Origin of the sequence: Kaistia sp. UC242_56 (assembly GCF_044452255.1) — a bacterium.
GTDB lineage: Bacteria > Pseudomonadota > Alphaproteobacteria > Rhizobiales > Kaistiaceae > Kaistia > Kaistia defluvii_A.
Map to the genome: position 1 here is coordinate 3346991 of NZ_JBIOAN010000002.1, position 22949 is coordinate 3369939.

Annotated in this window: 28 protein-coding genes; 14 read left to right on the forward strand and 14 right to left on the reverse strand. The window is 64.9% G+C overall.

What is annotated here, in order from left to right; translation table 11 throughout:
- Positions 1–46: 46 nt before the first annotated feature.
- Positions 47–829: an NAD kinase gene (locus ACHMWQ_RS18470; protein ID WP_354550080.1), complete on the forward strand. Its 783-nt coding sequence runs from the start codon at positions 47–49 to the stop codon at positions 827–829.
- Positions 830–973: 144 nt separating this feature from the next.
- Here ACHMWQ_RS18470 and ACHMWQ_RS18475 read toward each other — a convergent pair whose 3' ends face one another.
- Entirely contained in the window at positions 974–1552 is a 579-nt protein-coding gene (locus tag ACHMWQ_RS18475) for a nitroreductase (RefSeq protein WP_396308572.1), read from the reverse strand.
- 276 nt (positions 1553–1828) lie between these two features.
- Here ACHMWQ_RS18475 and ACHMWQ_RS18480 point away from each other — a divergent pair, with 276 nt between their 5' ends.
- The 3 genes from ACHMWQ_RS18480 to ACHMWQ_RS18490 all read left to right on the forward strand — a co-directional run bounded on the left by ACHMWQ_RS18480 (position 1829) and on the right by ACHMWQ_RS18490 (position 4809).
- On the forward strand, positions 1829–2803 hold the full coding sequence (locus ACHMWQ_RS18480; protein WP_396308573.1) for a hypothetical protein: 975 nt from the start codon (positions 1829–1831) through the stop codon (positions 2801–2803).
- 745 nt (positions 2804–3548) lie between these two features.
- Complete coding sequence (locus tag ACHMWQ_RS18485; RefSeq protein WP_354550086.1) at positions 3549–4427, forward strand: hypothetical protein; 879 nt, start codon at positions 3549–3551, stop codon at positions 4425–4427.
- A gap of 43 nt (positions 4428–4470) precedes the next feature.
- Positions 4471–4809 carry a hypothetical protein gene (locus ACHMWQ_RS18490; RefSeq protein ID WP_396308574.1) on the forward strand — a complete coding sequence of 113 codons (339 nt, stop codon included), beginning with the start codon at positions 4471–4473 and terminating at the stop codon, positions 4807–4809.
- A 67-nt stretch (positions 4810–4876) separates the two neighbouring features.
- Here ACHMWQ_RS18490 and ACHMWQ_RS18495 read toward each other — a convergent pair whose 3' ends face one another.
- Positions 4877–5215 carry a hypothetical protein gene (locus tag ACHMWQ_RS18495; RefSeq protein WP_396308575.1) on the reverse strand — a complete coding sequence of 113 codons (339 nt, stop codon included), beginning with the start codon at positions 5213–5215 and terminating at the stop codon, positions 4877–4879.
- Between ACHMWQ_RS18495 and ACHMWQ_RS18500 the strand changes: the two genes are divergently transcribed.
- Positions 5208–5516, forward strand: a complete 309-nt coding sequence (locus ACHMWQ_RS18500; protein WP_396308576.1) for a hypothetical protein — start codon at positions 5208–5210, stop codon at positions 5514–5516. The genes ACHMWQ_RS18495 and ACHMWQ_RS18500 overlap by 8 nt on opposite strands.
- Before the next feature lie 167 nt (positions 5517–5683).
- On the forward strand, positions 5684–6118 hold the full coding sequence (locus ACHMWQ_RS18505) for a hypothetical protein (RefSeq protein WP_396308577.1): 435 nt from the start codon (positions 5684–5686) through the stop codon (positions 6116–6118).
- Between the two features lie 104 nt (positions 6119–6222).
- On the opposite strand, the gene thrS is transcribed toward ACHMWQ_RS18505, so the two are convergent.
- Both thrS and blaOXA read right to left on the reverse strand, forming a co-directional pair.
- Positions 6223–8193 carry a threonine--tRNA ligase gene (gene thrS / locus ACHMWQ_RS18510; protein WP_396308578.1) on the reverse strand — a complete coding sequence of 657 codons (1971 nt, stop codon included), beginning with the start codon at positions 8191–8193 and terminating at the stop codon, positions 6223–6225.
- A 211-nt stretch (positions 8194–8404) separates the two neighbouring features.
- Entirely contained in the window at positions 8405–9238 is an 834-nt protein-coding gene (blaOXA, locus tag ACHMWQ_RS18515) for a class D beta-lactamase (RefSeq protein ID WP_396308579.1), read from the reverse strand.
- Positions 9239–9341: 103 nt separating this feature from the next.
- Here blaOXA and ACHMWQ_RS18520 point away from each other — a divergent pair, with 103 nt between their 5' ends.
- Entirely contained in the window at positions 9342–10235 is an 894-nt protein-coding gene (locus tag ACHMWQ_RS18520; RefSeq protein ID WP_396308580.1) for a LysR family transcriptional regulator, read from the forward strand.
- Here ACHMWQ_RS18520 and ACHMWQ_RS18525 read toward each other — a convergent pair.
- Complete coding sequence (locus ACHMWQ_RS18525) at positions 10208–11233, reverse strand: AraC family transcriptional regulator (RefSeq protein WP_396309481.1); 1026 nt, start codon at positions 11231–11233, stop codon at positions 10208–10210. The genes ACHMWQ_RS18520 and ACHMWQ_RS18525 overlap by 28 nt on opposite strands.
- Before the next feature lie 125 nt (positions 11234–11358).
- Here ACHMWQ_RS18525 and ACHMWQ_RS18530 point away from each other — a divergent pair, with 125 nt between their 5' ends.
- The gene (locus ACHMWQ_RS18530; protein ID WP_396308581.1) at positions 11359–12252 is read left to right on the forward strand and encodes an SDR family oxidoreductase; all 894 of its coding nucleotides are present in this window, start codon (positions 11359–11361) and stop codon (positions 12250–12252) included.
- Here the strand turns inward: ACHMWQ_RS18530 and yidD are convergent.
- The 3 genes from yidD to ACHMWQ_RS18545 are packed head-to-tail and all read right to left on the reverse strand — an operon-like array spanning position 12249 to position 13416.
- The gene (yidD, locus tag ACHMWQ_RS18535; protein ID WP_396308582.1) at positions 12249–12701 is read right to left on the reverse strand and encodes a membrane protein insertion efficiency factor YidD; all 453 of its coding nucleotides are present in this window, start codon (positions 12699–12701) and stop codon (positions 12249–12251) included. The genes ACHMWQ_RS18530 and yidD overlap by 4 nt on opposite strands.
- Positions 12628–12927 carry a hypothetical protein gene (locus tag ACHMWQ_RS18540; RefSeq protein ID WP_396308583.1) on the reverse strand — a complete coding sequence of 100 codons (300 nt, stop codon included), beginning with the start codon at positions 12925–12927 and terminating at the stop codon, positions 12628–12630. Before ACHMWQ_RS18540 ends, yidD begins: the two co-directional genes overlap by 74 nt.
- Positions 12928–12960: 33 nt before the next feature.
- Positions 12961–13416 (reverse strand): iron-sulfur cluster assembly scaffold protein, encoded by a 456-nt coding sequence (locus ACHMWQ_RS18545; protein ID WP_396308584.1) that lies wholly within the window; start codon positions 13414–13416, stop codon positions 12961–12963.
- 129 nt (positions 13417–13545) lie between these two features.
- On the opposite strand from ACHMWQ_RS18545, the gene folE reads away from it, so the two are divergent.
- Both folE and hisI read left to right on the forward strand, forming a co-directional pair.
- Positions 13546–14172 (forward strand): GTP cyclohydrolase I FolE, encoded by a 627-nt coding sequence (gene folE / locus ACHMWQ_RS18550; RefSeq protein ID WP_396308585.1) that lies wholly within the window; start codon positions 13546–13548, stop codon positions 14170–14172.
- 113 nt (positions 14173–14285) lie between these two features.
- Positions 14286–14762: a phosphoribosyl-AMP cyclohydrolase gene (gene hisI, locus ACHMWQ_RS18555; protein ID WP_396308586.1), complete on the forward strand. Its 477-nt coding sequence runs from the start codon at positions 14286–14288 to the stop codon at positions 14760–14762.
- A 33-nt stretch (positions 14763–14795) separates the two neighbouring features.
- On the opposite strand, the gene ACHMWQ_RS18560 is transcribed toward hisI, so the two are convergent.
- Together ACHMWQ_RS18560 and ACHMWQ_RS18565 are read right to left on the reverse strand one after the other, a co-directional pair.
- Positions 14796–15224, reverse strand: coding sequence for a CBS domain-containing protein (locus ACHMWQ_RS18560; protein WP_396308587.1), 429 nt, complete (start codon positions 15222–15224; stop codon positions 14796–14798).
- A gap of 190 nt (positions 15225–15414) precedes the next feature.
- Entirely contained in the window at positions 15415–16272 is an 858-nt protein-coding gene (locus tag ACHMWQ_RS18565; protein WP_396308588.1) for a rhomboid family intramembrane serine protease, read from the reverse strand.
- A 255-nt stretch (positions 16273–16527) separates the two neighbouring features.
- Here ACHMWQ_RS18565 and ACHMWQ_RS18570 point away from each other — a divergent pair, with 255 nt between their 5' ends.
- The 3 genes from ACHMWQ_RS18570 (at position 16528) to ACHMWQ_RS18580 (ending at position 19552) form a co-directional block, all read left to right on the forward strand.
- Entirely contained in the window at positions 16528–17157 is a 630-nt protein-coding gene (locus ACHMWQ_RS18570; protein WP_396308589.1) for a PAS domain-containing protein, read from the forward strand.
- A gap of 412 nt (positions 17158–17569) precedes the next feature.
- Positions 17570–18184 carry a transglutaminase-like cysteine peptidase gene (locus tag ACHMWQ_RS18575; protein WP_354550119.1) on the forward strand — a complete coding sequence of 205 codons (615 nt, stop codon included), beginning with the start codon at positions 17570–17572 and terminating at the stop codon, positions 18182–18184.
- Between the two features lie 495 nt (positions 18185–18679).
- Complete coding sequence (locus tag ACHMWQ_RS18580; RefSeq protein ID WP_396308590.1) at positions 18680–19552, forward strand: CAP family protein; 873 nt, start codon at positions 18680–18682, stop codon at positions 19550–19552.
- 70 nt (positions 19553–19622) lie between these two features.
- On the opposite strand, the gene ACHMWQ_RS18585 is transcribed toward ACHMWQ_RS18580, so the two are convergent.
- The 4 genes from ACHMWQ_RS18585 to ACHMWQ_RS18600 all read right to left on the reverse strand — a co-directional run bounded on the left by ACHMWQ_RS18585 (position 19623) and on the right by ACHMWQ_RS18600 (position 22535).
- Positions 19623–20144: a gamma carbonic anhydrase family protein gene (locus ACHMWQ_RS18585; RefSeq protein WP_396308591.1), complete on the reverse strand. Its 522-nt coding sequence runs from the start codon at positions 20142–20144 to the stop codon at positions 19623–19625.
- A gap of 169 nt (positions 20145–20313) precedes the next feature.
- The gene (locus ACHMWQ_RS18590; RefSeq protein ID WP_354550125.1) at positions 20314–20529 is read right to left on the reverse strand and encodes a DUF3126 family protein; all 216 of its coding nucleotides are present in this window, start codon (positions 20527–20529) and stop codon (positions 20314–20316) included.
- A gap of 115 nt (positions 20530–20644) precedes the next feature.
- Complete coding sequence (cysE, locus tag ACHMWQ_RS18595; protein ID WP_354550127.1) at positions 20645–21469, reverse strand: serine O-acetyltransferase; 825 nt, start codon at positions 21467–21469, stop codon at positions 20645–20647.
- Between the two features lie 301 nt (positions 21470–21770).
- The gene (locus ACHMWQ_RS18600) at positions 21771–22535 is read right to left on the reverse strand and encodes an alpha/beta fold hydrolase (RefSeq protein WP_396308592.1); all 765 of its coding nucleotides are present in this window, start codon (positions 22533–22535) and stop codon (positions 21771–21773) included.
- Between the two features lie 154 nt (positions 22536–22689).
- Between ACHMWQ_RS18600 and ACHMWQ_RS18605 the strand changes: the two genes are divergently transcribed.
- A complete protein-coding gene (locus tag ACHMWQ_RS18605) occupies positions 22690–22938 on the forward strand; it encodes a zinc-finger domain-containing protein (RefSeq protein ID WP_354550131.1) in 249 nt (82 codons plus the stop codon).
- The last annotated feature ends 11 nt before the right edge of the window (positions 22939–22949 follow it).

Below are 22949 nucleotides of genomic sequence, written 5' to 3' on the forward strand. Positions count from 1 at the left end.
CAACAGGAAGTGCGGGCGCGACCTTCGTCGCATCCGGGAGGAAATCATGGCGATCGAACCAGCGCGGCAAGGGGCGATCGCCTTCATCGCCAGCGCCACCCCGGACGCGACCGAGGCGCATGCGCGGCTGTCGACCCGATATGACGCGGTCGATCCGGAAGCCGCCGACATCATCGTGGCGCTGGGCGGCGACGGCTTCATGCTGCAGACGCTGCATCGCTTCATGAATTCCGGCAAGCCGATCTACGGCATGAATCGCGGCTCGGTCGGTTTCCTGATGAACGAGTATCGCGAGGATCACCTGCGCGAGCGAATCGCCGCCGCCTTGCCCTCGCTGCTGCATCCGCTGCGGATGGACGCACAGGACGCCAGCGGCAACGAACACCGCGCCTATGCCATCAACGAGGTCTCGCTGTTTCGGCAGTCCTACCAGACCGCGAAGCTGCGCATCTCGATCGACCAGCAGGTGCGGCTCGAGGAGCTGATCGGCGACGGCGTGCTGGTTTCGACCCCGGCCGGCTCCACGGCCTATAATCTGTCGGCGCACGGGCCGATCCTGCCGATCCATGCGCCGCTGCTGGCGCTGACGCCGATCAGCGCGTTCCGGCCGCGTCACTGGCGCGGCGCGCTGATCCCCGATCGCGTCACGGTGTCGATCGACGTGCTCGAGCCGGAGAAGCGGCCGGTCAACGCGGTTGCCGACCATACCGAAATCAAGTCGGTGCTGAAGATCGCCATCAAGCAGGACCGCCGCGCCAAGAGCCTGATCCTGTTCGACCCCGGCCACAGCTGGGACGACCGCATCCTGGCCGAGCAGTTCCGGTACTGAGGCCGAAGCCTTAGTCAGTCCCCTCATCCCAGCCCGCTCGCGGGAGAGCGGCCGCATCGAGCCCCGCCTCGCCATCGACGCCACACCGTCAGAAAAGCCCTCGCCCGCTTGCGGGAGAGGGTTGGGTGGGGGTCTTGCCTGGGATCAGGCGGCCGTAGGCGTCCATTCGCTGACGATGTCGGCGAGCGCGGGGCGCGGGCGCTCGAACGGCTCGGTGTTCGGCGTGCCGACATAGACCAGCCCGACCAGCTTCTCGGTCTCGGCGAGCCCCATCACGCGGCGCGCTTCGGCGTCATAGGTGACCCATTCGGTCAGCCACTGCGTCGCGAAACCCATCGCATTGGCGGCAACGATCAGGTTCATCGCCACGGCGCCGGCCGACATCAGCTGTTCCCATTCGGGAATTTTCGCATGCGGCGCCGCGCGGCTGACCACGGCGACCACCAGCGGCGAGCGCAGGAAGCGGTTCTTCTCATGCGCCAGCGACTTGTCGTCGATGTCGGGACGGTTGCTCTTCAGCACCGCCGCCGTCGCCTCGCCCGCCTGGGCGCGCGTATCGCCCCGGAACAGGATGAAGCGCCAGGGCGCCAGCTTGCCGTGATCGGGGACGCGGCTGGCGATGGTCAGCAGCTCGGTCAGTTGCTCCGGCGTCGGGCCGGGCTCGACGAGGTTCATGGACGGGAACGAGCGGCGTGTCTTCAGAAGCGAAAGGGTATCTGTCATGGGGACCGCGAACAGGAAGGACAGGGAATGGCGAGCGGCTTGCCGCGGGCAAAGCGCGTCTGGCTGCCCCAGACATCGGACGAATCCGCCCTCAATACAACCCCCGGCCCCGCGGCGTGGCGGCCCGGTTTCCCCTGCCCGGTCGCAGCTTTGACCACGCCCGGTCTTGAAATCGCCACGCTGATCGGGCTCTAACGAACCACCGAGACGATCGTTCGAGACGGGGATCTGGATTTGCGCGCGAACGCTTCACCATGGTTGCTGCGGCATGTCCGGATGGCAGGCACCGCCGCCGCGTTCACCCTCGCGCTGTCCGCAACCTCCGCTCTGGCGCAGGATGCGCCAATCCCTCCCGCCGACATTCCCGATGGCGCCGCGCCCGCCGACCCGATGCTGCTGGCGCCCTTGCTCCCTGACAAGATCGATCCCGCCGCCCTGCTCAAGACCGGCAAGGGCGACCTGACGAGCCAGCGCGCGACCGAGAGCCGGCCGCAGCCCGGCCTGATGCTGGAAGCCAAGCTGCTCGATGGCGGCCCTACCATCCCGAAGGGGGTGGTCTGGCGCGTCTTCTCGAAGAAGCCAGGCAAGGACGGCAAGCTGCCGCTGGTCCGCGAGGTCGAGGGCGGCGCTGTCAACGTACCGCTGAAGCCCGGCGACTATGTCGTGCACGCCGCCTATGGCCGCGCCGGTGGCATGAAGCAGATCAGCGTCGCAGGTGGCGACGAATACGAGACCCTTGTGCTCAACGCCGGCGGGCTCAAGCTCGACGCGCTGGTCGGCAAGGACCTGGCGCCCCTGCCCAATCTGGTCAAGTTCGACATCTTCCCGGGTGATGGCGCCGGGGGTGAGGAACGCAGCCCCCTCGTGCCCGCGCTGCGCGACGACCAGATCGTCCGCCTCAACGCCGGCACCTATCACATCGTCAGCAAATATGGCGACGCCAACGCGATCGCACGCGCCGACATCGTCGTCGAGGCCGGCAAGCTGACCGAAGTGCGGATGTTCCACCAGGCGGCGCGCATCACGCTGAAGCTGGTATCGGAGAGCGGCGGCGAGGCTCTCGCCAACACCTCCTGGACGGTGATGACGCCCGCCGGCGAGACGGTCTTCGACAGCGCCGGCGCCTTTCCGGACGTGATCCTGGCCATCGGCGATTACACAGCCATCGCCAAGCACGACAACCAGATCCACGAGCGGAACTTCAAGGTCGAGCCAGGCCTGAACCGCGAAATCGAGGTCCTGGCAAAGTAGGCGTCCGGCCGGGTGCCGGCGAATCGCCGGGCTTTTGGGGCCGGTGGTCAGCCGGGGAAACGGCGGCCTGGCTCCCCCCATATGGCCGACCACTGGCAACCTGATCGATAGAACTAGCCCGTAAGTCTTCGGATCTACTTGAGGGGCGGTTTTCCGCCAGGTCATAAGGCTGTGACGACGGTCACAACCCGATACCACCCAATATCGACTTTTTGCACATCGCGATTCCGGCAAGCGGCTGACAGATCGAGTTTTCCGATCACGGAAGTAAAGCGACCGTCGAATTCGCGGCCAAGCTCCCCGACTCTCACAACTTCGTTACACCCGAACGCAACCATAGCGCTTTCCCAGGCGCCATTTCATCATACGAATAGGCTGCCTTAATCTAGACATAATCCTTCCCGGAAAGCCATACGGGACGGATGGGCAATCCGACGAATTTTGAAACAATCCTCAGTCTCCCAAGTCTTGCTGGTTTGCGTTGGATCGGAGAATCCGGCCTCCGCTCTCCACTAATCCTGACTCTATCTCCGGAATCGTCACCAGCTATACTGAATCTGAACTATACCTTCCGTAGCGAAATTCCCGAACGCATCATGGATACTTGGCAACAGGCTCTGGCCGGCCACCCTTCAATACCGCACGAATCTGCAGTAGTTTTGGATCTTGGAGAGCGGGTATCTGGCAGGGAACTTCGCTCGATTGGACATTTTTATATTTGTATTTCGGCTGAGGGGTTCACATCATGTTTCGGCAAAAGGACTCGTTTGCCCATATTGTTGGGCAGGCATCGCGGTTTGCTGCCCTGGCAGCAATTCTGTTGCTCGCCGCCCCGGCCATTGGCCATGGGGAAGATGGCGACGGCTCGGGCGGCTCGAGCTCGACCACAAGCAGCAGCGGCGCCCAGTCGTCCCAGTCTGACTCATCCACAGGCTCCGCCACCAGTGCCGGGGCAGGTACGAGCGCAACCGCCAGTGTCTCCAATGAAGGCGGCAGCATGCAGGCGTCGTCATCGGCGACCGGCACGGCAGGCGCCTCGGCAACGACGCCCAGCGATGACGCGTCCGCCACGGCCGGCACCACGGTAACCGCCGTCGCCACAGCCGGGGAAACGCCAACGGCCTACACCTCCGCCGGCAACCAGACGAGCGCCACCGCGATCGGCGGCAAGAACGCCAAGACTTCCGCGACCGGCGAAACGGTCGTCAACCGGAAGATCAGGGGCGGCGGAACGATGTCGATGGCCTATACGAGCCAAGGCACCTATTCGATCGCCATCTCGAACCGGGTCAGCGCCACCGCCATGTCGAGCACGTTCGCGAACGGCGCAGCCTTCACCGCAAGCGATGTCCGCGCCGCAGCCAGGAGCGCCGCCACGGCTTATGCCCAGGCGACACGCACCACGGCAACCGCATGGGCCCGCGCCACAGCCTCGTCCAATGCAAAAACGCCCTGGGGCACGTCCTCGGCGTCGAGCAGTTCGTTCGCTAGTGCAAACTTCGGTAACAGCACCAAGGGTTTGAAGAGTGTCCGCATTGCGAGCCAGAACGGCCAGAGCGGCGCCAACTGCGTCTGGAGCCAGAAGCAGAAGACCCTCTATTGCCAGCCCTTCGGCACCCGCTAGTTCGCATGCGCCAAAAGAACAAGAAAACGGATGGAGTTCCATCATGAGTAGCATCATCCAGAAACGCCGGATCTCATCTCTCTCGATCGGTCTCGCCACTGGCCTGTTGGCCATCGGCGTCGGCACCGCCGCCGCCAGCAATCGAGGCGCCCCGGATATCGACGCCCTGGTGCAGCAATTGACCGACGGAACCATGAACGCGCCCCCATCGTCTGGGCAGAGCACTGCAACGGCCTGGTCGGAAAGCAGCGGCGACCACGGGATCTCCGTCACGACCACCACCAACGGTTCCAGCACAAGCTGCATGGCCGTCGAATGGAAGCGGGAAAATGGCGGCATCAAGAAGTGGCAATATCGTTGCGATGCGCCGAAGCAACCGTGACTCGGGCCTTCCGCGCATAGCCCAGCCATAGCGAAAACCGCAGCGGCCGGGCCAGCTTTCGGAACACTCACACGATCTGACCGAAGTTCATTCTCGTTCCCACAAATGGAACGAACAGGGGAGTTTTGATCATGCAAAGTATTTCGATCACCAGACTATCGCTCGTGACATCCGCGGCCTTTCTCACCCTTGTTGCTTTCAGCGACGCGAGCTTTGCAGGCGGGTCTGCGTCCAGCAGCAGCGGCAGCCATTCAAGCGCCTCCTCCTCTGGCCCGTCCGGTTCGGCCAGCGCCTCCAACACCTCGAGTGGAAGCTCGAATGGCGGCGGCGGCGGCGGATCGGCCAGCGCCGGTGCCAATGGCACGTCGACCAGCGGGGCAAACGCCTCGACATCCGGAATGGGCACGGCGGGAGCCCTCGCCTATGGTGGATCGACCTCAACCGGCAATGGCTGGGACGGCGGCTCGGCGACCGCAACCCACACCGCCACGGTCGGCACGTTCGCGGGGGCCTATTCCGAGGGTCCGGATGGCGACCCCGGGCCGGGACCGGGGCCCGGACCTGGGCCAACGCCCAATCCCAACGGCTTTCTCGCACGCCTGTTTGGCGGGGGCGGCTCGTCCTCCGACATCAATTGCGAGAATTTCAAACCCAAGACCTGGAAGCAGAGAAAGCAGTGGCAATACTACTGCGAGTTCAGGAAATAGATCATTGTCACGACAAGTATTTCAAGAACTTTCGATCACAGAAATATCAACAGATGTCATTTCCAATTACGTTATAATTATTTAAATTAGAAAGTGCAAATTGCGCCCTTAGCGCAAAATGCCAGAACAAGAAGTGAAATGTTGCACTAACCCAAGGGAGTTACACTATGTCCACGTATCGTAATATTCTCGTCGGTGTTGCCACTTCCGCATTGTTCGTGATCGCTTCGGCTTCGGCCATGGCCGGATCCGCTTCGAGCAGCGCCACGCAGACCGCAGGCGGCACGTCCTCGACGTCATCGAACGGTAGCGGCAGCGGTACCGGTGGCTTGTCCAGCGGCGGCGGCGGCGGCACCGGCGCAAGCACCAGTTCGTCCAGCAGCTATTCCACCACCACGACCGCCTCCTCGAGCAACAACTACGGTTCGCTCGGCGTGGCCGGCGGCATTGGTGGATCTTCGGGCGGCGCTGGCAGCGACTATCATGGCGGTGGCGGCGGCAGCGGCTGGTTTGGCGGCCATGGCGGCGGCGGAACCTCGGGCGGCTCGTCGCAGGGCAGCACGGCCGGCACCGGTGGTCTCAGCTTCTCCTACGGGCCGTAAAGGCTCCAGCTCGCTTCCGGGCCTGGATCAGGCACGGCAAGCAAAAACGGCCGGGGGAAACCCCGGCCGTTTTTTTGTTGAGTCCGTGTTGATGCAGGCAGCGATCAGCCCTCGACGCGCTCCCGCACCAGGTCCGGCGCCGTCGCCTCGGCCACCAGCGAAGCGATCGCCTCATCCAGCGACATCGACACCTGGTCGCGCGAGCCGATGCGGCGCACATTCACCGTCTGCTCTTCCGCCTCGCGCTTGCCGCAGACTAGGATCACCGGGATCTTGGCGACCGAATGCTCGCGGACCTTGTAGTTGATCTTCTCGTTGCGAAGATCAACTTCGGCGCGAAGACCGGCCTTGCGAAGCTTGGCGCAGACTTCTTCCGCATAAGCATCGGAATCCGAGGTGATCGTCGTGACGACGACCTGCTGCGGCGCGAACCAGAGCGGGAAGTGTCCGGCGAAATTCTCGATCAGGATGCCGAGGAAACGCTCCATCGAGCCGCAGATGGCACGGTGGATCATCACAGGCGTCTTCTTGTTGCTGTCGGAATCGACATAGAAGGCGCCGAAGCGTTCCGGCAGGTTGAAGTCGACCTGCGTCGTGCCGCACTGCCATTCCCGGCCGATCGCGTCGCGAAGCGTATATTCGAACTTCGGACCGTAGAACGCGCCCTCGCCTTCGAGGATGCCGGTCTTGATCTTGCCGCCCGACTGTTCCTCGATCGTCTTCAGAACCTTGGTCATGACCTCTTCGGCATGATCCCAGTTCTCATCCGAGCCGACGCGCTTTTCCGGACGCGTCGAAAGCTTCACGACGATCTCGTCAAAGCCGAAATCGGCATAGGTCGAGAGGATCAGGTCGTTGATCTTCAGGCACTCTTCCGCCATCTGCTCTTCGGTGCAGAAGATATGCGCGTCGTCCTGCGTAAATCCGCGCACGCGCATCAGACCATGCAGCGCGCCCGAGGGCTCGTAGCGATGCACCGCGCCGAATTCGGCGAGGCGCAGCGGCAGGTCGCGATAGGACTTCAGGCCGTGCTTGAAGATCTGCACATGGCCGGGGCAGTTCATCGGCTTCAACGCGAAGACGCGCTCATCCTCGGTGTCGTCGCCGGCCGACGTCGCCGCGAACATGTTCTCCTTGTACCAGCCCCAGTGGCCCGACGTTTCCCAGAGCGACTTGTCGAGCAGCTGCGGCGCGTTAACCTCCTGGTAACCAAGCGGACGCAGCCGGCGGCGCATGTAGGAGATCAGCTCCTGGAACATGGTCCAGCCCTTGGCGTGCCAGAAGACGACGCCCGGTCCCTCTTCCTGGAAATGGAACAGATCCATCTCGCGACCGAGCTTGCGGTGGTCGCGCTTCTCCGCTTCTTCCAGCATGTGGATATAGGCGTCGAGCTGGACCTGGTCGTGCCAGGCGGTGCCATAGATGCGCGTCAGCATCGGGTTGTTGCTGTCGCCGCGCCAATAGGCTCCCGCCACCTTCATCAGCTTGAAGGCGGAGCCGATCTGGCCCGTCGAGGCCATGTGCGGGCCGCGGCAAAGATCAAACCAGTCGCCCTGGTTGTAGATCTTGAGATCCTGCCCTTCCGGGATCGCGTCGATCAGCTCGACCTTGTAGGCCTCGCCCTTGTCGGCAAAGACCTTCTTGGCGTAGTCGCGCGACCAGACCTGCTTGGTGAAGTGAGCGTTGCGCGCGATGATTTCGCGCATCTTCTGCTCGATCTTCGGCAGGTCCTCGGTCGTGAAGGGCTCGTTGCGGGCGAAATCGTAGAAGAAGCCGTTTTCGATCACCGGGCCGATGGTGCACTGGGTGCCGGGGAACAGCTCCTGCACGGCTTCGGCCATCACATGCGCCGCGTCATGGCGGATCAGCTCGAGCGCGCGCGGGTCGTCGCGCGTCACGATCTCGAGCCTGGCATCACGGGTGATCGGATCGGAAAGGTCGCTCAGCACGCCGTCGAGGGTCATGGCGACCGACTTCTTGGCGAGCGACTTGGAAATGCCTTCGGCGATCGCCTTGCCGGTCACACCGGCTTCGAACTGGCGAACGGAACCATCGGGAAATGTCAGATTGATCATATCTGTCTCCTGCTCACTCCCGCAGACGAGCGCGGGTAAGCGGTTGGGCTGAAAGAGAGGCGAGATCCGGACCCCGCCCCACCGGCCGACAATGCCGGTTCGAGACGGCTATACGATGGCAGCCCGCCATTCAAGCCGCGCGGCCCGAAACCGAGCCAGACTGGCCAAAATCAGGCACCCCCGATTTTGGCCAGTCCGGCATCGGGTCTCGCTAGCCTGCGGCCAGCCTGGCAAAATCTTTCACCATCGCGTCGCGGGCGATCATGCCGCCATAGGTCTTCGACCGCTGATTGCCGAGGTTGAAGCGCGCAAAGGCAACCTTGCGGCCATCCTTCTCGCCCCAGCCGACAAACCAGCCGAGCGGCTTGCTGCGATCGATGGCGCCCTTCGCGTCGCGCACAAAACCGCTGCCTGTCTTGCCGTGCAGCGTCCAGCCGTCCTCGGCCGGGTATTGCGCCAGGCTTGCCAGAGTCGCCTCATAGGCATGGTCGGAAACGCCGAGCTTGCGGTCGAGGAAGCGGCGCACGAAAGCGACCTGCTCGTCCGGCGAGATCGCCAGCGACGACATCAGCCAGGACTGGGTCAAGCCGTCCTTCTTGCCGGGATTGCCGGAGACATTCTCATTGCCATAGCCGAAGGCGGTGACGTAGTCGCGGAACCGCGCTTCGCCGAGCTTGCGGGTCAGTTCCTGCGAATACCAGACGATCGAATCCTTGAGCCAGATCGTCGGATCCGTCGCCTTCTTCTGCAATTCCATGGTGGTCTGGAATTCCGGACGATAGTCCCAGCGCGGATGGTGCGGGTCGATCAGCACGCCGGAGTCGAAGCCCATCACCGCCAGCGGGAACTTGAAGGTCGAACAGGGCGTGAAACGTCGTTCCGCCGGGCCTCCCCGATGGATGGCGGCGCCGCTCTCGACGTCGACCAGCACCGTGGACACGAATTTCTCTGATGCCATCGCTGCGGTGGCGAAGCCGGGACCGGCCAACAGGGCTGCTCCCGCCGCCAGCGCAAAACCCTTGGAAAACTGCCGCCTGTCGATCATTCGCACCATCTCCGTTGATTGGGATGCCCCTTGGTAGGTCACTCGCCAAGCTGCGGCAAACGATGATAACTCTGGCAAGCCATAAGAAAATCTAGGGGATCGAATGGTTCGCCCGCATCTGCCACTGAATGCGCTCAAGGCCTTCGAGGCCTCCGCCCGCCACCTGAGCTTCACACGCGCGGCGATCGAACTGGCCGTAACGCAGGCCGCCGTCAGCCATCAGGTCAAGTCGCTGGAAGAACGGCTGGGCTCGACGCTGTTCCGCCGCCTGCCGCGCGGACTGGCTCTGACCGATGAGGGCCAGGCGCTGCTGCCGACGCTGCGGGATTCCTTCGACCGGATCGCGGGCGTCCTGGAGCAATTCGAGGGCGGCCATGTCCGCGAGGTGCTCAATGTCGGCGTGGTCGGCACCTTCGCGGTCGGCTGGCTGATCGAGCGGCTGCCCGCGTTCCAGCGGGCGCACCCGTTCATCGACCTTCGCCTTTCCACCAACAACAACCGCGTCGACATCGCCGCCGAAGGGCTGGATTTCGCCATCCGCTTTGGCGACGGCGCCTGGCACAGTACGGAGGCCGAGCGGCTGTTCGCCGCCCCTCTCTCGGTCCTCTGCATCCCCGAGATCGCCGAGCGGTTGGCGCAGCCGCAGGATCTGCATGGCGAAACGCTGCTCCGCTCCTACCGGGCGGACGAATGGCCAAGCTGGTTCGCCGCCGCCGGCATTGCAGCGCCAACGGTGAAGGGGCCTATCTTCGACTCGTCGCGCACCATGGTGGAGGCCGCCATCCTCGGCGCCGGCGTAGCGCTGGCGCCGCCGCTGATGTTCCAGCGCCAGCTGGCGGCAGGCGCCATCCAGCAGCCCTTCGAGATCTTCGTCACCCATGGCTGCTACTGGCTGACCTGGCTGAAATCCTCCGCGCCGACGCCCGCGATGCGGGCGTTCCAAGCCTGGATCCTCGCCGCCTCGCTGCCCTATTCCGACGCCGCCGAGGCCAGCTGATCGCCGACGCGAACCTCACGTTCCTCGGCACGCGGTTCGAACGTATCCGGCCGCCCGGTGCCGCTCGCGCCGTCAGAGCGGCGAGCATGGGTGCCGGCCCGGCCATATTGCCGTGGCGACCCGCCCATGATGCGCTTGAAGGCGGTGCTGAAGGCGCTTTCCGACTCGTAGCCGAGCGAAAGAGCGATGGTAGAAATCGAATCCCGCGAGTTCGCGAGACGGTCGCCGGCCAGCAGCATGCGCCAGCGCGTCAGATATTCCATCGGCGACTTGCCGACCGTCTCCTTGAATCGGAGCGCGAAGGTCGAGCGCGACATACCGGCCAGGTCCGCCAGCGCCTGCAAGGTCCAGCGATGCGCGGGATCGCCGTGCATGGCGGTGATGGCGGCTCCCATCTGCCGGTCGCCGAGCGCAAAGAGCCAGCCGACGCCGCCAGCCGGACCTTCCGCCATATGCAGCCGCAGGGCCTGCACCAGGATCATGTGGGCCAGATGCTGGACCACGAGGAAGCCGCCCGGCTGCGGATCGCGCAATTCCTGCATCATTCGCTCCACAGACCAGCGCAGCGTCGCCGGATCCGTCTCCTTTCGAAGGTGAACGATGGGCGGCAGCACGCCGAGCAGCATCGAGGCGTAGTTGCCGGCGAGGGCGAAGCGGCTGCTGACGAGCAGGCAATCCCCGCCGCCCTGATGCGTGACGATGCCGCCTTCCGGAACATGGGCGAACACCGAAGCCGCGCCGACGGGCGCCAGCGCCAAGTCGCTCGAAAGGCAGAACGGCCGCCCACTGGGCAGCAAGAAGCTGTCGCCCGCCTCCAGCCGCGCGGGGTCGGCGACGCCGTCGACCGTCAGCCAGCAGCTTCCGGAGACGATGGCGCCGCATTTGATGCTTTCCCACTGGTCGGGAAACTGGATCGACCAGTCTCCGCCCGCGTCGAAGCCGGCGGACATGTGGTTGCGCGGCCGCATGAGCGACAGCACGTCGGAAAGCGGATCCATGACGAGCACCGGACGATTGCGAATGAAATGCGGATTTCCCAGCATAGATCGTATCGTCGCCCGAGCCTAGCTTGCGGATCCAAGGCCGCGATCGGCCAGACCGAGCCCCAAAGAGGATCCATCTCATGCGCGTTTTCGTCACCGGAGCCTCGGGCTTCGTCGGCTCCGCCCTCGTCCGAAACCTTATCGATGGCGGCCATCAGGTTCTGGGCCTCGCCCGCTCCGACGCTTCGGCGAGCGCGCTCGCCGCCGCCGGGGCCACGCCGCATCGCGGCGATCTCACCGATCTCGACAGCCTGCGGAAAGGCGCCGACCTCGCGGACGGCGTGATCCACACCGCTTTCAACCATGACTTCACGAATTTCAAAGCCAGCTGTGAGTGGGACCGCGCCGTCATAGAAGCGCTGGGGGCCGGACTCGTCGGATCGGACCGACCGCTAGCCATCACCTCCGGCACCGGACTTTTGTCCGGCCAGGGCATGGTGACGGAAGCCGACATGCCCCGCGCCGGCAACCCCAACCCGCGCCTTGCCACCGAGGAAGCGGCGAGGCTGGCAGCGGCCCGAGGCGTGCGCGTCTCGATCGTCCGCCTGCCGCCCTCCGTCCATGGCGATGGCGACCACGGCTTCGTGCCAATGCTGATCGGCATGGCGCGTGAAAAGGGAAGATCCGCCTATATCGGCGCCGGGCGGAACCTTTGGCCGGCGGTGCACCGCCAGGATGCGGCGGCCCTGTTCCGGCTGGCGTTGGAGAAAGGCGCGGCCGATGCCCGCTATCACGCGTCGGCCGAAGGCGGCGTCCCGTTCCGCGAGATCGCCGGCATCATCGGAAAGCGGCTGGGCTTGCCGGTCGTCAGCCTTTCGGAAGAGGAGGCCGCATCCCATTTCGGCTGGTTCGCGCATTTCGCAGCGATCGACAACCCGACCTCCAGCGAATGGACCCGCCGTACCCTCGGGTGGCAGCCGACCGGCCCCGGCCTGATCGCCGATCTTGACCGGCCGAGCTATTTCGGCGGCTAGAGATCCAGCCTCGTCTTCGGGTCGATATGCTTGCCCGTCCATCTTCCATAGGCCCAGGGCCGGTACCAGCGGCCCTCTGACGGCAGCTCTTCCGGCACCGGGTCGTAGCCGGAGGCGCCGAAGGGACCGCAGCGCTGGAAGCGCGCCAGCGTCATCCAGCCGCCGGCCCACAGCCCATAGCGGCGAATGCATTCCTCGCCATAGCTGGAACAGGTCGGCAGATAGCGGCAGTTCTGGCCGATGAAGGGCGAGAGCGTCAGCTTGTAGACGCGGATCAGCCCGATGCCGAGCAGCCCCGGCCAGCGCGCGGGCGAGAGATCGCCCCCTGCCCGGCCGGCCGAAGGCTCGGTCCGGGCCGATCCGTGCCGGCAGCCGTCACGATGGGCAGTGGAAGTACAGATAGCGCCCGGCCTCCTGGCCCGCTGCCCGGGCGACCGTGTGGTCGCCATTGATCTTCTTGGCCTCGGCCAGCGCGATCGTCGCCGCCGTCACCACCTGGGTGAGCTTGCCCCGGTCGGAACAGACCGGGTGCAACTCGGGCGTCGTCGCCTTGACCCGGTCGACGATGGCCTGCGCGTCGTTGGAAAGGGCGAAGGCCGCGCTGGTTCCAGCGGCAAGAGCGAGGAGGCAAACCACCGCGCCCCGTGCCATCTGTAGAGAATTCTGCATCCGCATGGCCAATCTCCCTGCCACCATCCGGTGGCTCGACTAACAGCTCGTCATTTCAAGCGCTTGCCGCTTCGCCTCGATCTGGTCGATCGCATCGACCACCGCGTCGAAGGTCAAGAGGGTCGAGGCATGGCGGGCCTTGTAGTCGCGCACCGGCTCGAGGAATCGGAGATCGCCGAAGCGACCTTCCGGCGGCGCGCCACTCTCCTGTAGCATCTTCCGCATGGTCTCGCGCAGCGCCCGCAAGGTCGGCGCGTCGGTGCCGACGACATGCCGCGCCATCACCGAGGACGAAGCCTGGCCCAGCGCGCAGGCGCGCACCTCATGGCTGAAGTCGCTGACGACGTCGCCGTCCATCTTGAGATGCACGGTCACGGTCGAGCCGCAGAGCCTGGAATGCGCCGTCGCGCTCGCGTCCGGCTGGTCGAGCCGGCCGAGTCGCGAGATACTGGCGGCGAATTCCAGGATCCGCGCATTGTAGATGTCGTCGATCATTGCGACCTCCTCACGCCAATATAGAAACTCGCCAACCGAGGGACCAGATAGTAGGACTGCGGCCACGCAGTCGCACCATCGGCCCATTCGGGATCCTCCGCCCGAGTCCGGCCCAGTCGGAGTACCCCCATGGACGCCAAGAGCCCCCCGGCAAAGCCCGAGACGCAGCCTGTTCCGCAGGCGAGCCATCGTCCGAGCCGCGAGGAAGCCGAAGCCGCCGTCCGCACGCTGATCGCCTGGGCCGGCGACGACCCGTCGCGCGAGGGCCTGCTCGACACGCCGAAGCGCGTCGCCAAGGCCTTTGGCGAATTCTACAAAGGCTATCACGAAGACGCCGCCGAAACGCTGGACCGCGTGTTCGACGAGGCCGGCGGCTATGACGACATCGTCCTGGTGCGCGATATCCCCTTCTTTTCGCACTGCGAGCACCACATGGTGCCGTTCATCGGCAAGGCGCATATCGCCTATTATCCGAGGAGCGGCGTGGTCGGCCTGTCGAAGCTGGCCCGGGTCGTCGACATCTTCGCCCGCCGCCTGCAGATGCAGGAGCGGCTGACCAACCAGATCGCCCAGGCCGTCGATAGCGGTCTCGATCCGCGCGGCGTCGCCGTAATGCTGGAAGCCGAGCATCATTGCGTTTCCATGCGCGGCGCCCACAAATCCGGCGTCTCGACCATCACCACGAGCTTTACCGGCATCTTCCACAAGGACCCGGCCGAGCGCGCCCGCTTCCTGTCGCTGGTCCAGCACCGCTAGCGTTTCAGGCAGAGTCGTATTCCCCTTTGCCGGCGGGATGCGGCGCAGCACCCTTTTTGCTTCCTTCGCCGCGTTTCCGGCGCTATGGCGATCGCAAACCGCCGGAGTAGACCATGACCACCCTTGCCACCGACCAGCCCCGTTTCGCCACGCCCGGCAGCCATGCCGAAGTCGAGGAAGGCAGCGCGCTGACGCCCCGCTTCGGCGCCGATGGCCTGGTCGCGGCCGTCGTCACCGACTTTGACACGGGCGACGTCGTGATGCTCGCCTGGATGAATGCCGAGGCGCTGGCCAGAACGATCGAGACCGGTGAAGGCTGGTATTGGAGCCGCTCGCGCAAGGAACTCTGGCACAAGGGCGCCACCAGCGGCCACGCCCAGACGGTCCGCGAGATGCGGGTCGACTGCGACCAGGACGCGATCTGGATCAAGGTCAGCACCGCGGGCACGGGCGCGAATTGCCATACCGGCCGCAAGGGCTGCTTCTACCGCACGGTTCCCGTCGGCCAGCCGCTCTCGCCCGAGCTGAAGCTTGACTTCACCGGCGACGCACCGCTGTTCGACCCCAAGGCCGTCTACGGCGACGGCTGAGGGCAGAGCCCGCCGCCGCCGTTCGCCGGCCGCTCAGGCCATCGCGATATAGGCGCGCATCTCGTCGGCTTCGCGCTCGACCTGTTCGATCCGCGCCTTCACCACGTCGCCGATCGAAACGATGCCGGCGAGGCGGTCGCCCTCGACCACCGGGAGATGGCGGAACCGCCCCTCCGTCATGCGGGTCATGACGTCGTTGATGGTGTGGCCGTCGGTGCAGGTGACGACCTTCGCCGTCATGATCGACGACACCGAGCCTGCGAGCGCATCGGCGCCCCGCGCCAGGGCGCGGACCACGTCCCGCTCCGAGACGATGCCCAGGATGCGCTGGGCGCTATCGGTGACGACGACCGCGCCGATCCGGCGCGTGGCCAGGATCTGGACCACGTCGGCGATGCTGAGATCGACGGGAACGGTGACAACGTCCCGCCCCTTCTTGGAAAGAATGGCTGCAACCGTCATTGGCGTCGGCTCCCTGTTCCAGACAGGGCCGGCCGCTCTCTGAACTGGACCGGTCCGGACCCCAATCATGATCGGAGGCGCGATCGCCTTGCGATCATCCACCGTGCACGACGCCAGGCTCTGCGCCCCGGTCGTCATGCCCGTGTGCAGATGATGGGACCGCGCGCGGGCGAAAGCAAGGAAAGCCGATCTAGCGGCGCTGACGTCCGATCGGATCGAACCAGGGAAACAGCAGGACGCCGAAGAGGAAGCCGCCGAGATGGGCTTCCCAGGCGACGGTGCTGTTGGTCACGCCGGGCGGGGTGAACAGCAGGCCGAACACCAGGTTGAAGACGAACCACACGCCGAGGAAGGCGACGATGCGCCGGTCGCGCACCATCTCCATGAAGGAAAGCGCCGGCCGGAAATCGGCATCGCTGCGCGGGATGCCGCCGCCAAGCCGCCCGCCGGCCGAAAAGGCAAACCGCGCCGATGCCGCCATCTGGGCCGAGATCGCCGCCGACGCACCGATCAGCGGCGCCTGCCCGGAAGGATAGAGCAGCAGATGCGCCGCCGCCCCGGCCGCCGCGCCGCCAAGCGAGAAGGCCAGAAAACGCCAGACACCGAAACGGCGCGCCAGCGGCGTGCCGAAAGCGGCGAGCCACAGCGCGTTGACGCCATAATGCATCCAGTCGGCATGCAGGAAGGCATAGCTGAAGAAGGTCCAGACATCGCCCGCGACCCCGCCCGGCCAATAGAAGCCCTCGATCGCCGGCCCGGTCAGGCGGATCGGGAAAAAGGCGAAGGTGGCGATCAGCCAGCTCGCCTGTTCCTCGTCCAGCACATAGACGCGCAGGATGTGCACAAGCGCCAGCACGGCCAGCGAGGCAATGATGACGACAGGGAGGTTGAATATCGGTTCGCGCTCGGCGCGTTCGCTTCTCGGGCTCATCGATCCGGCATAGTCGGCCCACGAATTCAGCGCAAGCGTGGCGAGAACGGGGGCGTCAAAATGGATCGGCCGTCCGGCGCGCTTCTCAGACGGGCACGCGCGGACGGCCTTCGTCACGCCCCGTCTAGCCCCCCGGCATGAGACGCCCCGTGAACGCCACGTAACCTGTCATGCTTCAAATTTAAGATCAATATCGAACTACTCTCAACTTGTGCGTAACCCTATCCGGCGGCTTTTGCCCCGGCGGGTCCGCCATCTGCTATGAGCGCCTTCATCGGTGGCGGCATCGCTTCCCTCCGGAGCGCGGACTGCAGAGGCGCGGCGCTCCCGGATGCCATCGGACAGCCTGGGCGCCGTGCGGTTTCGATCCCGATGCGGCATTCCTCGACCCGACAGCTCCACGCCTATTGGCAGCGCCAGCGCGACGGCAGGCCCGCCCCGCTGCGCAGTGCCATCGAGCCGGCGCATATTGCGGGGCTGCTGGGCGATGTCTTTATCCTCGATGCGTCGCAGGCGCAGAGCTTCCCGTTCCGCCTCGCCGGCACCCGCCTTTGCGCGGGCGTCGGGCGGGAACTGACGGGCGAGAGCTTCCTGTCGCTTTGGCAGGGCGCGGATCGCGACGCTGTCCGGGCGGCGCTGACCGGCGTGACGCGCGACGCCGCCGCGGTCGTGCTCGACCTCGCCGGACGGACCGGGCGGGGCAGCACGCTGGCGATAGAAATGCTGCTGCTGCCGCTCAGCCAGGACGGCGACCACATCGACCGCGTGCTGGGCCTGCTGGCGCCGCTGGAGCGGCCCTACTGGCTTGGCCTGCATCCGATCCCGAGACTGGAGATCGCCGGCCTCCGATGGCTGCCGGTCGAAGAGAGCCAGCCCCTGGCGGCCCGCCCCCTGCCCGCTTCCGCGCGGCCCACACACCGCGAGACCTCGCCGGCCGTCGCGACCCAGCCTGCCGGACGTCGCCGGCAGCATCTCGTCGTGCTGGATGGCGGTCGCGACTGACCTCGCCCGGCCGCTGATGGCGCCCGCGCCGATCGCGCTGGCAAGCCCTTCGCGCTGAGGCTCCGACCCCGCGCTGTCAGAATTTGCCCGAGCCGGTCGTCCCGACGAGGGGCTGGAGCCCGGTTTTGGCCCGGCTCACGGCGCTATTCACAATTTCCTTACCATGATGTGTCCGCCGCATCACAGCGGACCCCGGAACCCAGCGATTCCGCCACAAACGCTTGCCGGACCGCTCCGCATTGTCCACTCAGCAGAGACAATGGCGCGAGAGCAATTGGTTAATCGTTCATTAAACCAAAGCTTAAACTTCGTCGCGAATTTGAAGAGAAGTCGATTAGAATCATCGGGCTTGGCTTAGATCCCAGTAAAAGCATATATGGCATAGTCTTCCTCGGACAAGAGGACGGGTTCTATGTCGTTTGTACGCGTATCGAGTTGCATTGCCGGGCTTGCGTTGTTCTTCGGCCTGATCGCCGGGGCTTCCGCACAGGAACACGCCGCATTCATGCGGGTAACAGGCAAGACAAGCCAGCCGGTCGGCCACTATGAGCTCTGCTCGCGGATGCCGGTCGAATGCAACGAGATCACGCGCAATGCCGCTCCCGTTCATCTGACGGTCACGCGCTGGAACGAGCTGATCGCCGTCAACGACAACGTCAATACTGCCATTGAGCCTGTAACCGACGAAGAACTCTATGGTCGTCAGGAATACTGGAACTATCCCGATGACGGTAAGGGCGACTGCGAAGACTTCGTTCTGCTGAAGCGCCGCGAACTGATCGAGAAGGGCTGGCCGGCAGGCGCCCTGCTGATCACCGTGGTGCGCCAGACCAATGGCGAAGGCCATGCGGTGCTGACCGTCCGCTCCGATCGCGGCGACCTCGTGCTCGACAATCTCGAGCCGAAGATCAAGCTCTGGGGCGACACCGAGTACCAGTTCGTCAAGCGCCAGTCCGACCAGAACAGCGGCCGCTGGGTTGCCATCGACGACGACCGGCCGACCCTCGTCGGCAGCATCAAGCGCTGATCGCGCCGGCAGGCCGCCTGGGCGGCCTGCTCCAGCCGCCTTAGGCTGAGGCATTCTTCACGCCGACACCCCATCCGCGCCGCCCCCTGGCGGCGACGGAAGCCCGCTTGTCCGGCAAGCTGACCACTACTTTCCCTTACGTCACTTCTGCGTTATTCTCTGGGCCTCATAATTCCGGTCGGGGCCTTTCAGCAGAGGGAACGCGGTTTATGTCGAACGCTCGCTCCAGATGGAACGGCAGCGCTCTCGCTGCGCTGTTGGCTTTCTCGCTCTTCAGTCTCATCCTTTATGCAGGCGAAGCTCGAGCCTTCGTAGCTTTCCCGCCCTTTGGCGGCGTGGGCGACCATGATGTTACCGACAGTTGCCCCTCAGGGACGATACTCGTCGGTCTTCGCCTTCGCTCCGGCGCATGGGTGGATCAGATCGCCCTCACCTGCGCGCCTGTGGACCCGACCACGGGTGCAACGGGCCTTGCGAAAGACGTGCTGCCGGCACGTGGCGGGGACGGGTGGTGGCGAATCCAGCGGAACATGCCTGCCCGGCTTCGTCATTCACGGCGTCGGACTGACGATGACCGGGGGTGAACGCCAGATCCGCAGCTTCGTCTTTGAGTGCGTCTCGACCACCAGCACCGCGCGACACAATCTGGACCTTGGCAACACCTCGCCTTACTTTCCGAGCATCTTCGAGATGTGTCCGACCGGCGAAGCCGTTGTCGGCGCCCGCATTCGTTACGGTAAGCATGTGAATGCGATCGGCCTGGTCTGCGACACCTTCGACCAGATCAAGGTCAAAGCGGGAGAACCTGAAAAGGTTGTCGATTGCCCGGACGGCGGCGACGAAGTGCCCTCCGAATGGAGCGACATGCTCAAGGCGCACAATGATCGGCGGGCGCAACATTGCGTCCCGAAGCTCAAATGGTGTGAGTCCATTGCCAAGGCGGCGCAGACTTATGCGAGCAAATGCATTGTCGGAGCCCATGACCCCAACATCGCCCCAGACACCGGCGAGAACCTGGCCAATGCCTATTACATCCAGAACGGCAACCCCGTCCTGCCGGCGCTCTCGGATCAGGATGCGTTCGACCAGAGCTGGTATTGTGAAATCGACAATTACGACTTCAACAATCCGGTCTTCGTCGGGGGATTCACCCGGAATTGTGCGAGGGTCAACGGCCACTTCACCCAGGTGGTCTGGAAAGACACCGAGTATCTCGGCTGCGGTCGCGCCACCTGCGAGATCGACGGTCATCAGGGAACGCAATGGGTCTGCCGCTACAAATTGCGCGGCAACGTCAATGTCGACAACCCGTTCGTGCTGAGCCAGCAGGTCAAGCGGCCTGTGGAGCCGGGACAGGAATGCAACTGAGCTCCGGCCCTGCGAAATACAAAGCCCGCCGGACCGGCGGGCTTTTCTTGTGGCTCGGGTCACGAGACCGCTATTCGAAGCCGGCGGCGTAGCGGCGCCAGTTGGCGACATAGTGCGTCGCAGCGCCCTGCAGCTTGATGATGGCTGCCTCGTCCAGCGCACGGATCACCTTGGCCGGCACGCCGACGACCAGAGAGCCATCCGGGATTTCCTTGCCTTCGGGCACCAGCGCGCCGGCGCCGATGACGCAGTTCGCGCCGATCCTGGCGCCATTCATGATGGTGGCGCCCATGCCGACCAGGCTGTTCTCGCCGATCACGCAGCCATGCAGGATGGCGCGGTGGCCGATGGTGCAGCCCTCGCCGATCGTCAGCGGATAGCCCATGTCGGTGTGGAGGACGCAATGTTCCTGGACATTGCTGCGCGCACCGATGGTGATGCGCTCATTGTCTCCGCGCAGCACGGCGCCGAACCAGATGCCGACCTCGTCGCCGAGCGTGACCTTGCCGATCACGCGCGCGTCCGGGGCGACCCAGAACCGGTCTGCGGCGGGAACGTCCGGCCAGATTCCGTCGAGCGCGTGCAGGGGCATAAGGGGATCCGATCCAAGGCTGCGGGGCGAGTCGCGCTCCGCGCCGGACCGGCGGGCGGGGACGCAAGGGTCGCCGCTTCTGGCGGTGCCCACGACCGGCGGCTGGGTTGAACCAGCGCCAATCATGGAACCTCAGTGTCGATCGACGAGGCGCCTCAGGCGCTTCGTCTCAGGCTTCCTCGAGGTCGATGTCGAGGATGGCCATCGTGAAGTTGTAGGAGAGTTCGCCCTCCTCGTCGTCCCGGAACAGGACGCCGACGAATTCATCGCCGAAATAGACTTCCGCGGTGTCGTCCTTGCGGGGGCGCGGACGAATGGTGATGCCCTTCATGTTGAAGCGGCGGTGAAAGAAGCTCTCGAGCTTCTGGATCTCTTTTCGATCCAATTTGATCTCCTGAGGTTCGGGGAAAAGACCGGGTGCCACCCCGACGCAGCAAGCGCCAAGGCCCGTCGCGACATCGCCCCGAGCGACGCCGCTACAACCCACGAAACTATGTCGACTATGCCTGATCCGGCACGATCTGGTCCATCATCCGCGACGGCTCGGCACAGGGCGCCTTGCCGACCACCTTGGCCGGCACGCCCGCCACCGTCGTGTTGGGCGGCACAGCGTGCAGCACGACGGAACCGGCCGCAACCCGCGAGCAATGGCCGATCTCGATATTGCCGAGGATCTTGGCGCCGGCGCCAAGCAACACGCCGTGACGCACCTTGGGATGACGGTTGCCCGTCTCCTTGCCGGTGCCACCGAGCGTCACGCCCTGGAGGATCGAGACGTCGTCCTCGATCACCGCGGTCTCGCCGACGACGAGGCCGGTAGCGTGGTCGAGGAAGATCCCCTTGCCCATCGGCACGGCCGGATTGATGTCCACCTGGAACACGGACGACGCCCGGCTCTGCAGGTAATAGGCGAAGTCGCGCCGGCCCTGCCGCCACAGCCAGTTGGCCAGGCGATGGGTCTCGATCGCGTGAAAGCCCTTGAAATAGAGGATCGGCTCGATGGCCCGGTTGCAGGCCGGGTCGCGGTCGAGCACGGCCTGGATATCGACGCGCACGGCCTTGGTGATGTCCGGCTCGGAGGCGAACGCCTCGGCAAAGGCCTGGCGGATGAACTCGGCCGAGAGATCGCGATGATGCAGCCGTTCGGCGATGCGGTGCGCGACCGCGTCTTCCAGACGATCATGGTTCAGAACCGTCGCGTAGATGAAGCTCGCGAGGGCCGGCTCGGCGCGCATGATTTCTTCGGCCTGCACCCGCATGGCGGACCAGAGCGGATCGAAGCTGGCGAGACCCTCGCCGACGAGGCGGGAATTGACGGCCGACATTGACGTCTCCTTGCTGCCATCCATCTCTGCAGCCATTTCCAGGCAGCACCCTAACATGGGGGCCAAATGCCGCAAAACAGACATCCGTGAGTAGATATTGCTCACGACCCGCGCCGGCGATGCGCGCTCCGGACGGGGGGAGAGACATATCGGCCGGACGCGAAAAAGCAACGGAAATCAAATCATCGGCACAGCCAATACGGTACTGTCCGCCGCTCAAGCGCGTCCTGCAACGGGCCCCGCGGCTTGAATCATCCTCTGCACCGACGCCGCCAACCCGTTGTCCGAACAGGCGTTTGGCTCAGGCGGAACGCAGGCCATTCTTCTCCAGAAATGCCAGCACGCCGGCCTTGTAGACCTTGTCGCCGACGGCCAGCATGTGGTCGCGCTTCGGAATATCCAGCACCTCGGCATTCGGGATGATCTCGGCGAGGTCGGCGGCGGAGCCGGCCAATTCGTCGCGTTCGCCGACGGCGATCATCACCGGCAGACGCAGCGTGGCGAGGTCGTCGGCCGAGATCGCCTGGCGCGTCGCCTTCATGCAGGCGGCGAGCGCCACGCGGTCGCTCTTGGTCTGGTCGGCGAACTTACGGAACATCTGGCCGATCGGATCCGCGATGCTGTCCGGCTCTTCCGTCTCCAGCGCATCGACGACCGGGCCCCAGGGGCCGATGCCGGTGACGATGCCGTAGCCGAGGCCGCCCAGGATCATCGACTTCACCATCTCGGGATGTCCGAGCGCCAGGAAGGCCGCGATGCGCGCGCCCATGGAGTAGCCCATCACGTCGGCGCGGGCGATCCCCAGATGCTGCAGCAGGTTGCGCGCGTCCTCCGCCATGGCGGCGACCCGGTAGGCGCCCACGTCATGCGGCTTGTCGCTGTGACCATGGCCGCGATTGTCGAAGGCGATGACCCGGCGCCCGGCCTTAACCAGCGTGTCGACCCAGCCGGGATTGACCCAGTTGACCCGCGCGCTCGATCCGAAACCGTGGATAAGCAGGATCGGCGGCCCCTTGCCCTCATCGAGATAAGCGATGGAGTAGCCGTTCGAAAGGAAGCTTTGCATGAGGGGAACCCGAGGATGTCTGCGGCGCACTTATGAAGGATGGTTGCGGCCGCGCCAAGGTGTCGCCGCGCCGGAAGTGAGCCCGGTCTGTTCATAGCGCGATCACAACGCTATGGTCCGCGAAATTGTTGCTTCGAACCGACGGACCCGCGCCATGGCCGCACATGTGATTCCGCATTTCCATAACGATTCCGGTGTCGTGACGATCGAGATCGGCGTCAAGGAATTCATGTGCGTCGGCGCCAAGCCGCCCTTCGACCATCCGCACATCTTCATCGACATGGGCGACGACCACGAGAAGGTCTGCTCCTACTGCTCGACCCTCTATCGCTTCAATCCCCGCCTGCACGGCACGGAGACGTCGCCGCCCGGCCACCTGTTCATCGATCCGATCGCGGCGTAACGGACCCGGGG

Excerpts from the sequence above, each read along its gene's own strand:
- ACHMWQ_RS18475 (WP_396308572.1), bottom strand. The coding sequence starts at position 1,552 with ATGACAGATACCCTTTCGCTTCTGAAGACACGCCGCTCGTTCCCGTCC.
- ACHMWQ_RS18570 (WP_396308589.1), top strand. The coding sequence starts at position 16,528 with ATGCGGCATTCCTCGACCCGACAGCTCCACGCCTATTGGCAGCGCCAG.
- hisI (WP_396308586.1), top strand. The coding sequence starts at position 14,286 with ATGACCACCCTTGCCACCGACCAGCCCCGTTTCGCCACGCCCGGCAGC.
- ACHMWQ_RS18490 (WP_396308574.1), top strand. The coding sequence starts at position 4,471 with ATGAGTAGCATCATCCAGAAACGCCGGATCTCATCTCTCTCGATCGGT.
- ACHMWQ_RS18600 (WP_396308592.1), bottom strand. The coding sequence starts at position 22,535 with ATGCAAAGCTTCCTTTCGAACGGCTACTCCATCGCTTATCTCGATGAG.
- folE (WP_396308585.1), top strand. The coding sequence starts at position 13,546 with ATGGACGCCAAGAGCCCCCCGGCAAAGCCCGAGACGCAGCCTGTTCCG.
- cysE (WP_354550127.1), bottom strand. The coding sequence starts at position 21,469 with ATGTCGGCCGTCAATTCCCGCCTCGTCGGCGAGGGTCTCGCCAGCTTC.
- ACHMWQ_RS18560 (WP_396308587.1), bottom strand. The coding sequence starts at position 15,224 with ATGACGGTTGCAGCCATTCTTTCCAAGAAGGGGCGGGACGTTGTCACC.
- ACHMWQ_RS18605 (WP_354550131.1), top strand. The coding sequence starts at position 22,690 with ATGGCCGCACATGTGATTCCGCATTTCCATAACGATTCCGGTGTCGTG.
- blaOXA (WP_396308579.1), bottom strand. The coding sequence starts at position 9,238 with ATGATCGACAGGCGGCAGTTTTCCAAGGGTTTTGCGCTGGCGGCGGGA.
- ACHMWQ_RS18525 (WP_396309481.1), bottom strand. The coding sequence starts at position 11,233 with ATGGATCCGCTTTCCGACGTGCTGTCGCTCATGCGGCCGCGCAACCAC.
- thrS (WP_396308578.1), bottom strand. The coding sequence starts at position 8,193 with ATGATCAATCTGACATTTCCCGATGGTTCCGTTCGCCAGTTCGAAGCC.
- ACHMWQ_RS18585 (WP_396308591.1), bottom strand. The coding sequence starts at position 20,144 with ATGCCCCTGCACGCGCTCGACGGAATCTGGCCGGACGTTCCCGCCGCA.
- ACHMWQ_RS18545 (WP_396308584.1), bottom strand. The coding sequence starts at position 13,416 with ATGATCGACGACATCTACAATGCGCGGATCCTGGAATTCGCCGCCAGT.
- ACHMWQ_RS18500 (WP_396308576.1), top strand. The coding sequence starts at position 5,208 with ATGGGCACGGCGGGAGCCCTCGCCTATGGTGGATCGACCTCAACCGGC.
- ACHMWQ_RS18505 (WP_396308577.1), top strand. The coding sequence starts at position 5,684 with ATGTCCACGTATCGTAATATTCTCGTCGGTGTTGCCACTTCCGCATTG.
- ACHMWQ_RS18485 (WP_354550086.1), top strand. The coding sequence starts at position 3,549 with ATGTTTCGGCAAAAGGACTCGTTTGCCCATATTGTTGGGCAGGCATCG.
- ACHMWQ_RS18480 (WP_396308573.1), top strand. The coding sequence starts at position 1,829 with ATGGCAGGCACCGCCGCCGCGTTCACCCTCGCGCTGTCCGCAACCTCC.
- ACHMWQ_RS18540 (WP_396308583.1), bottom strand. The coding sequence starts at position 12,927 with ATGCGGATGCAGAATTCTCTACAGATGGCACGGGGCGCGGTGGTTTGC.
- yidD (WP_396308582.1), bottom strand. The coding sequence starts at position 12,701 with ATGGCGACCACACGGTCGCCCGGGCAGCGGGCCAGGAGGCCGGGCGCT.
- ACHMWQ_RS18470 (WP_354550080.1), top strand. The coding sequence starts at position 47 with ATGGCGATCGAACCAGCGCGGCAAGGGGCGATCGCCTTCATCGCCAGC.
- ACHMWQ_RS18575 (WP_354550119.1), top strand. The coding sequence starts at position 17,570 with ATGTCGTTTGTACGCGTATCGAGTTGCATTGCCGGGCTTGCGTTGTTC.
- ACHMWQ_RS18520 (WP_396308580.1), top strand. The coding sequence starts at position 9,342 with ATGGTTCGCCCGCATCTGCCACTGAATGCGCTCAAGGCCTTCGAGGCC.
- ACHMWQ_RS18530 (WP_396308581.1), top strand. The coding sequence starts at position 11,359 with ATGCGCGTTTTCGTCACCGGAGCCTCGGGCTTCGTCGGCTCCGCCCTC.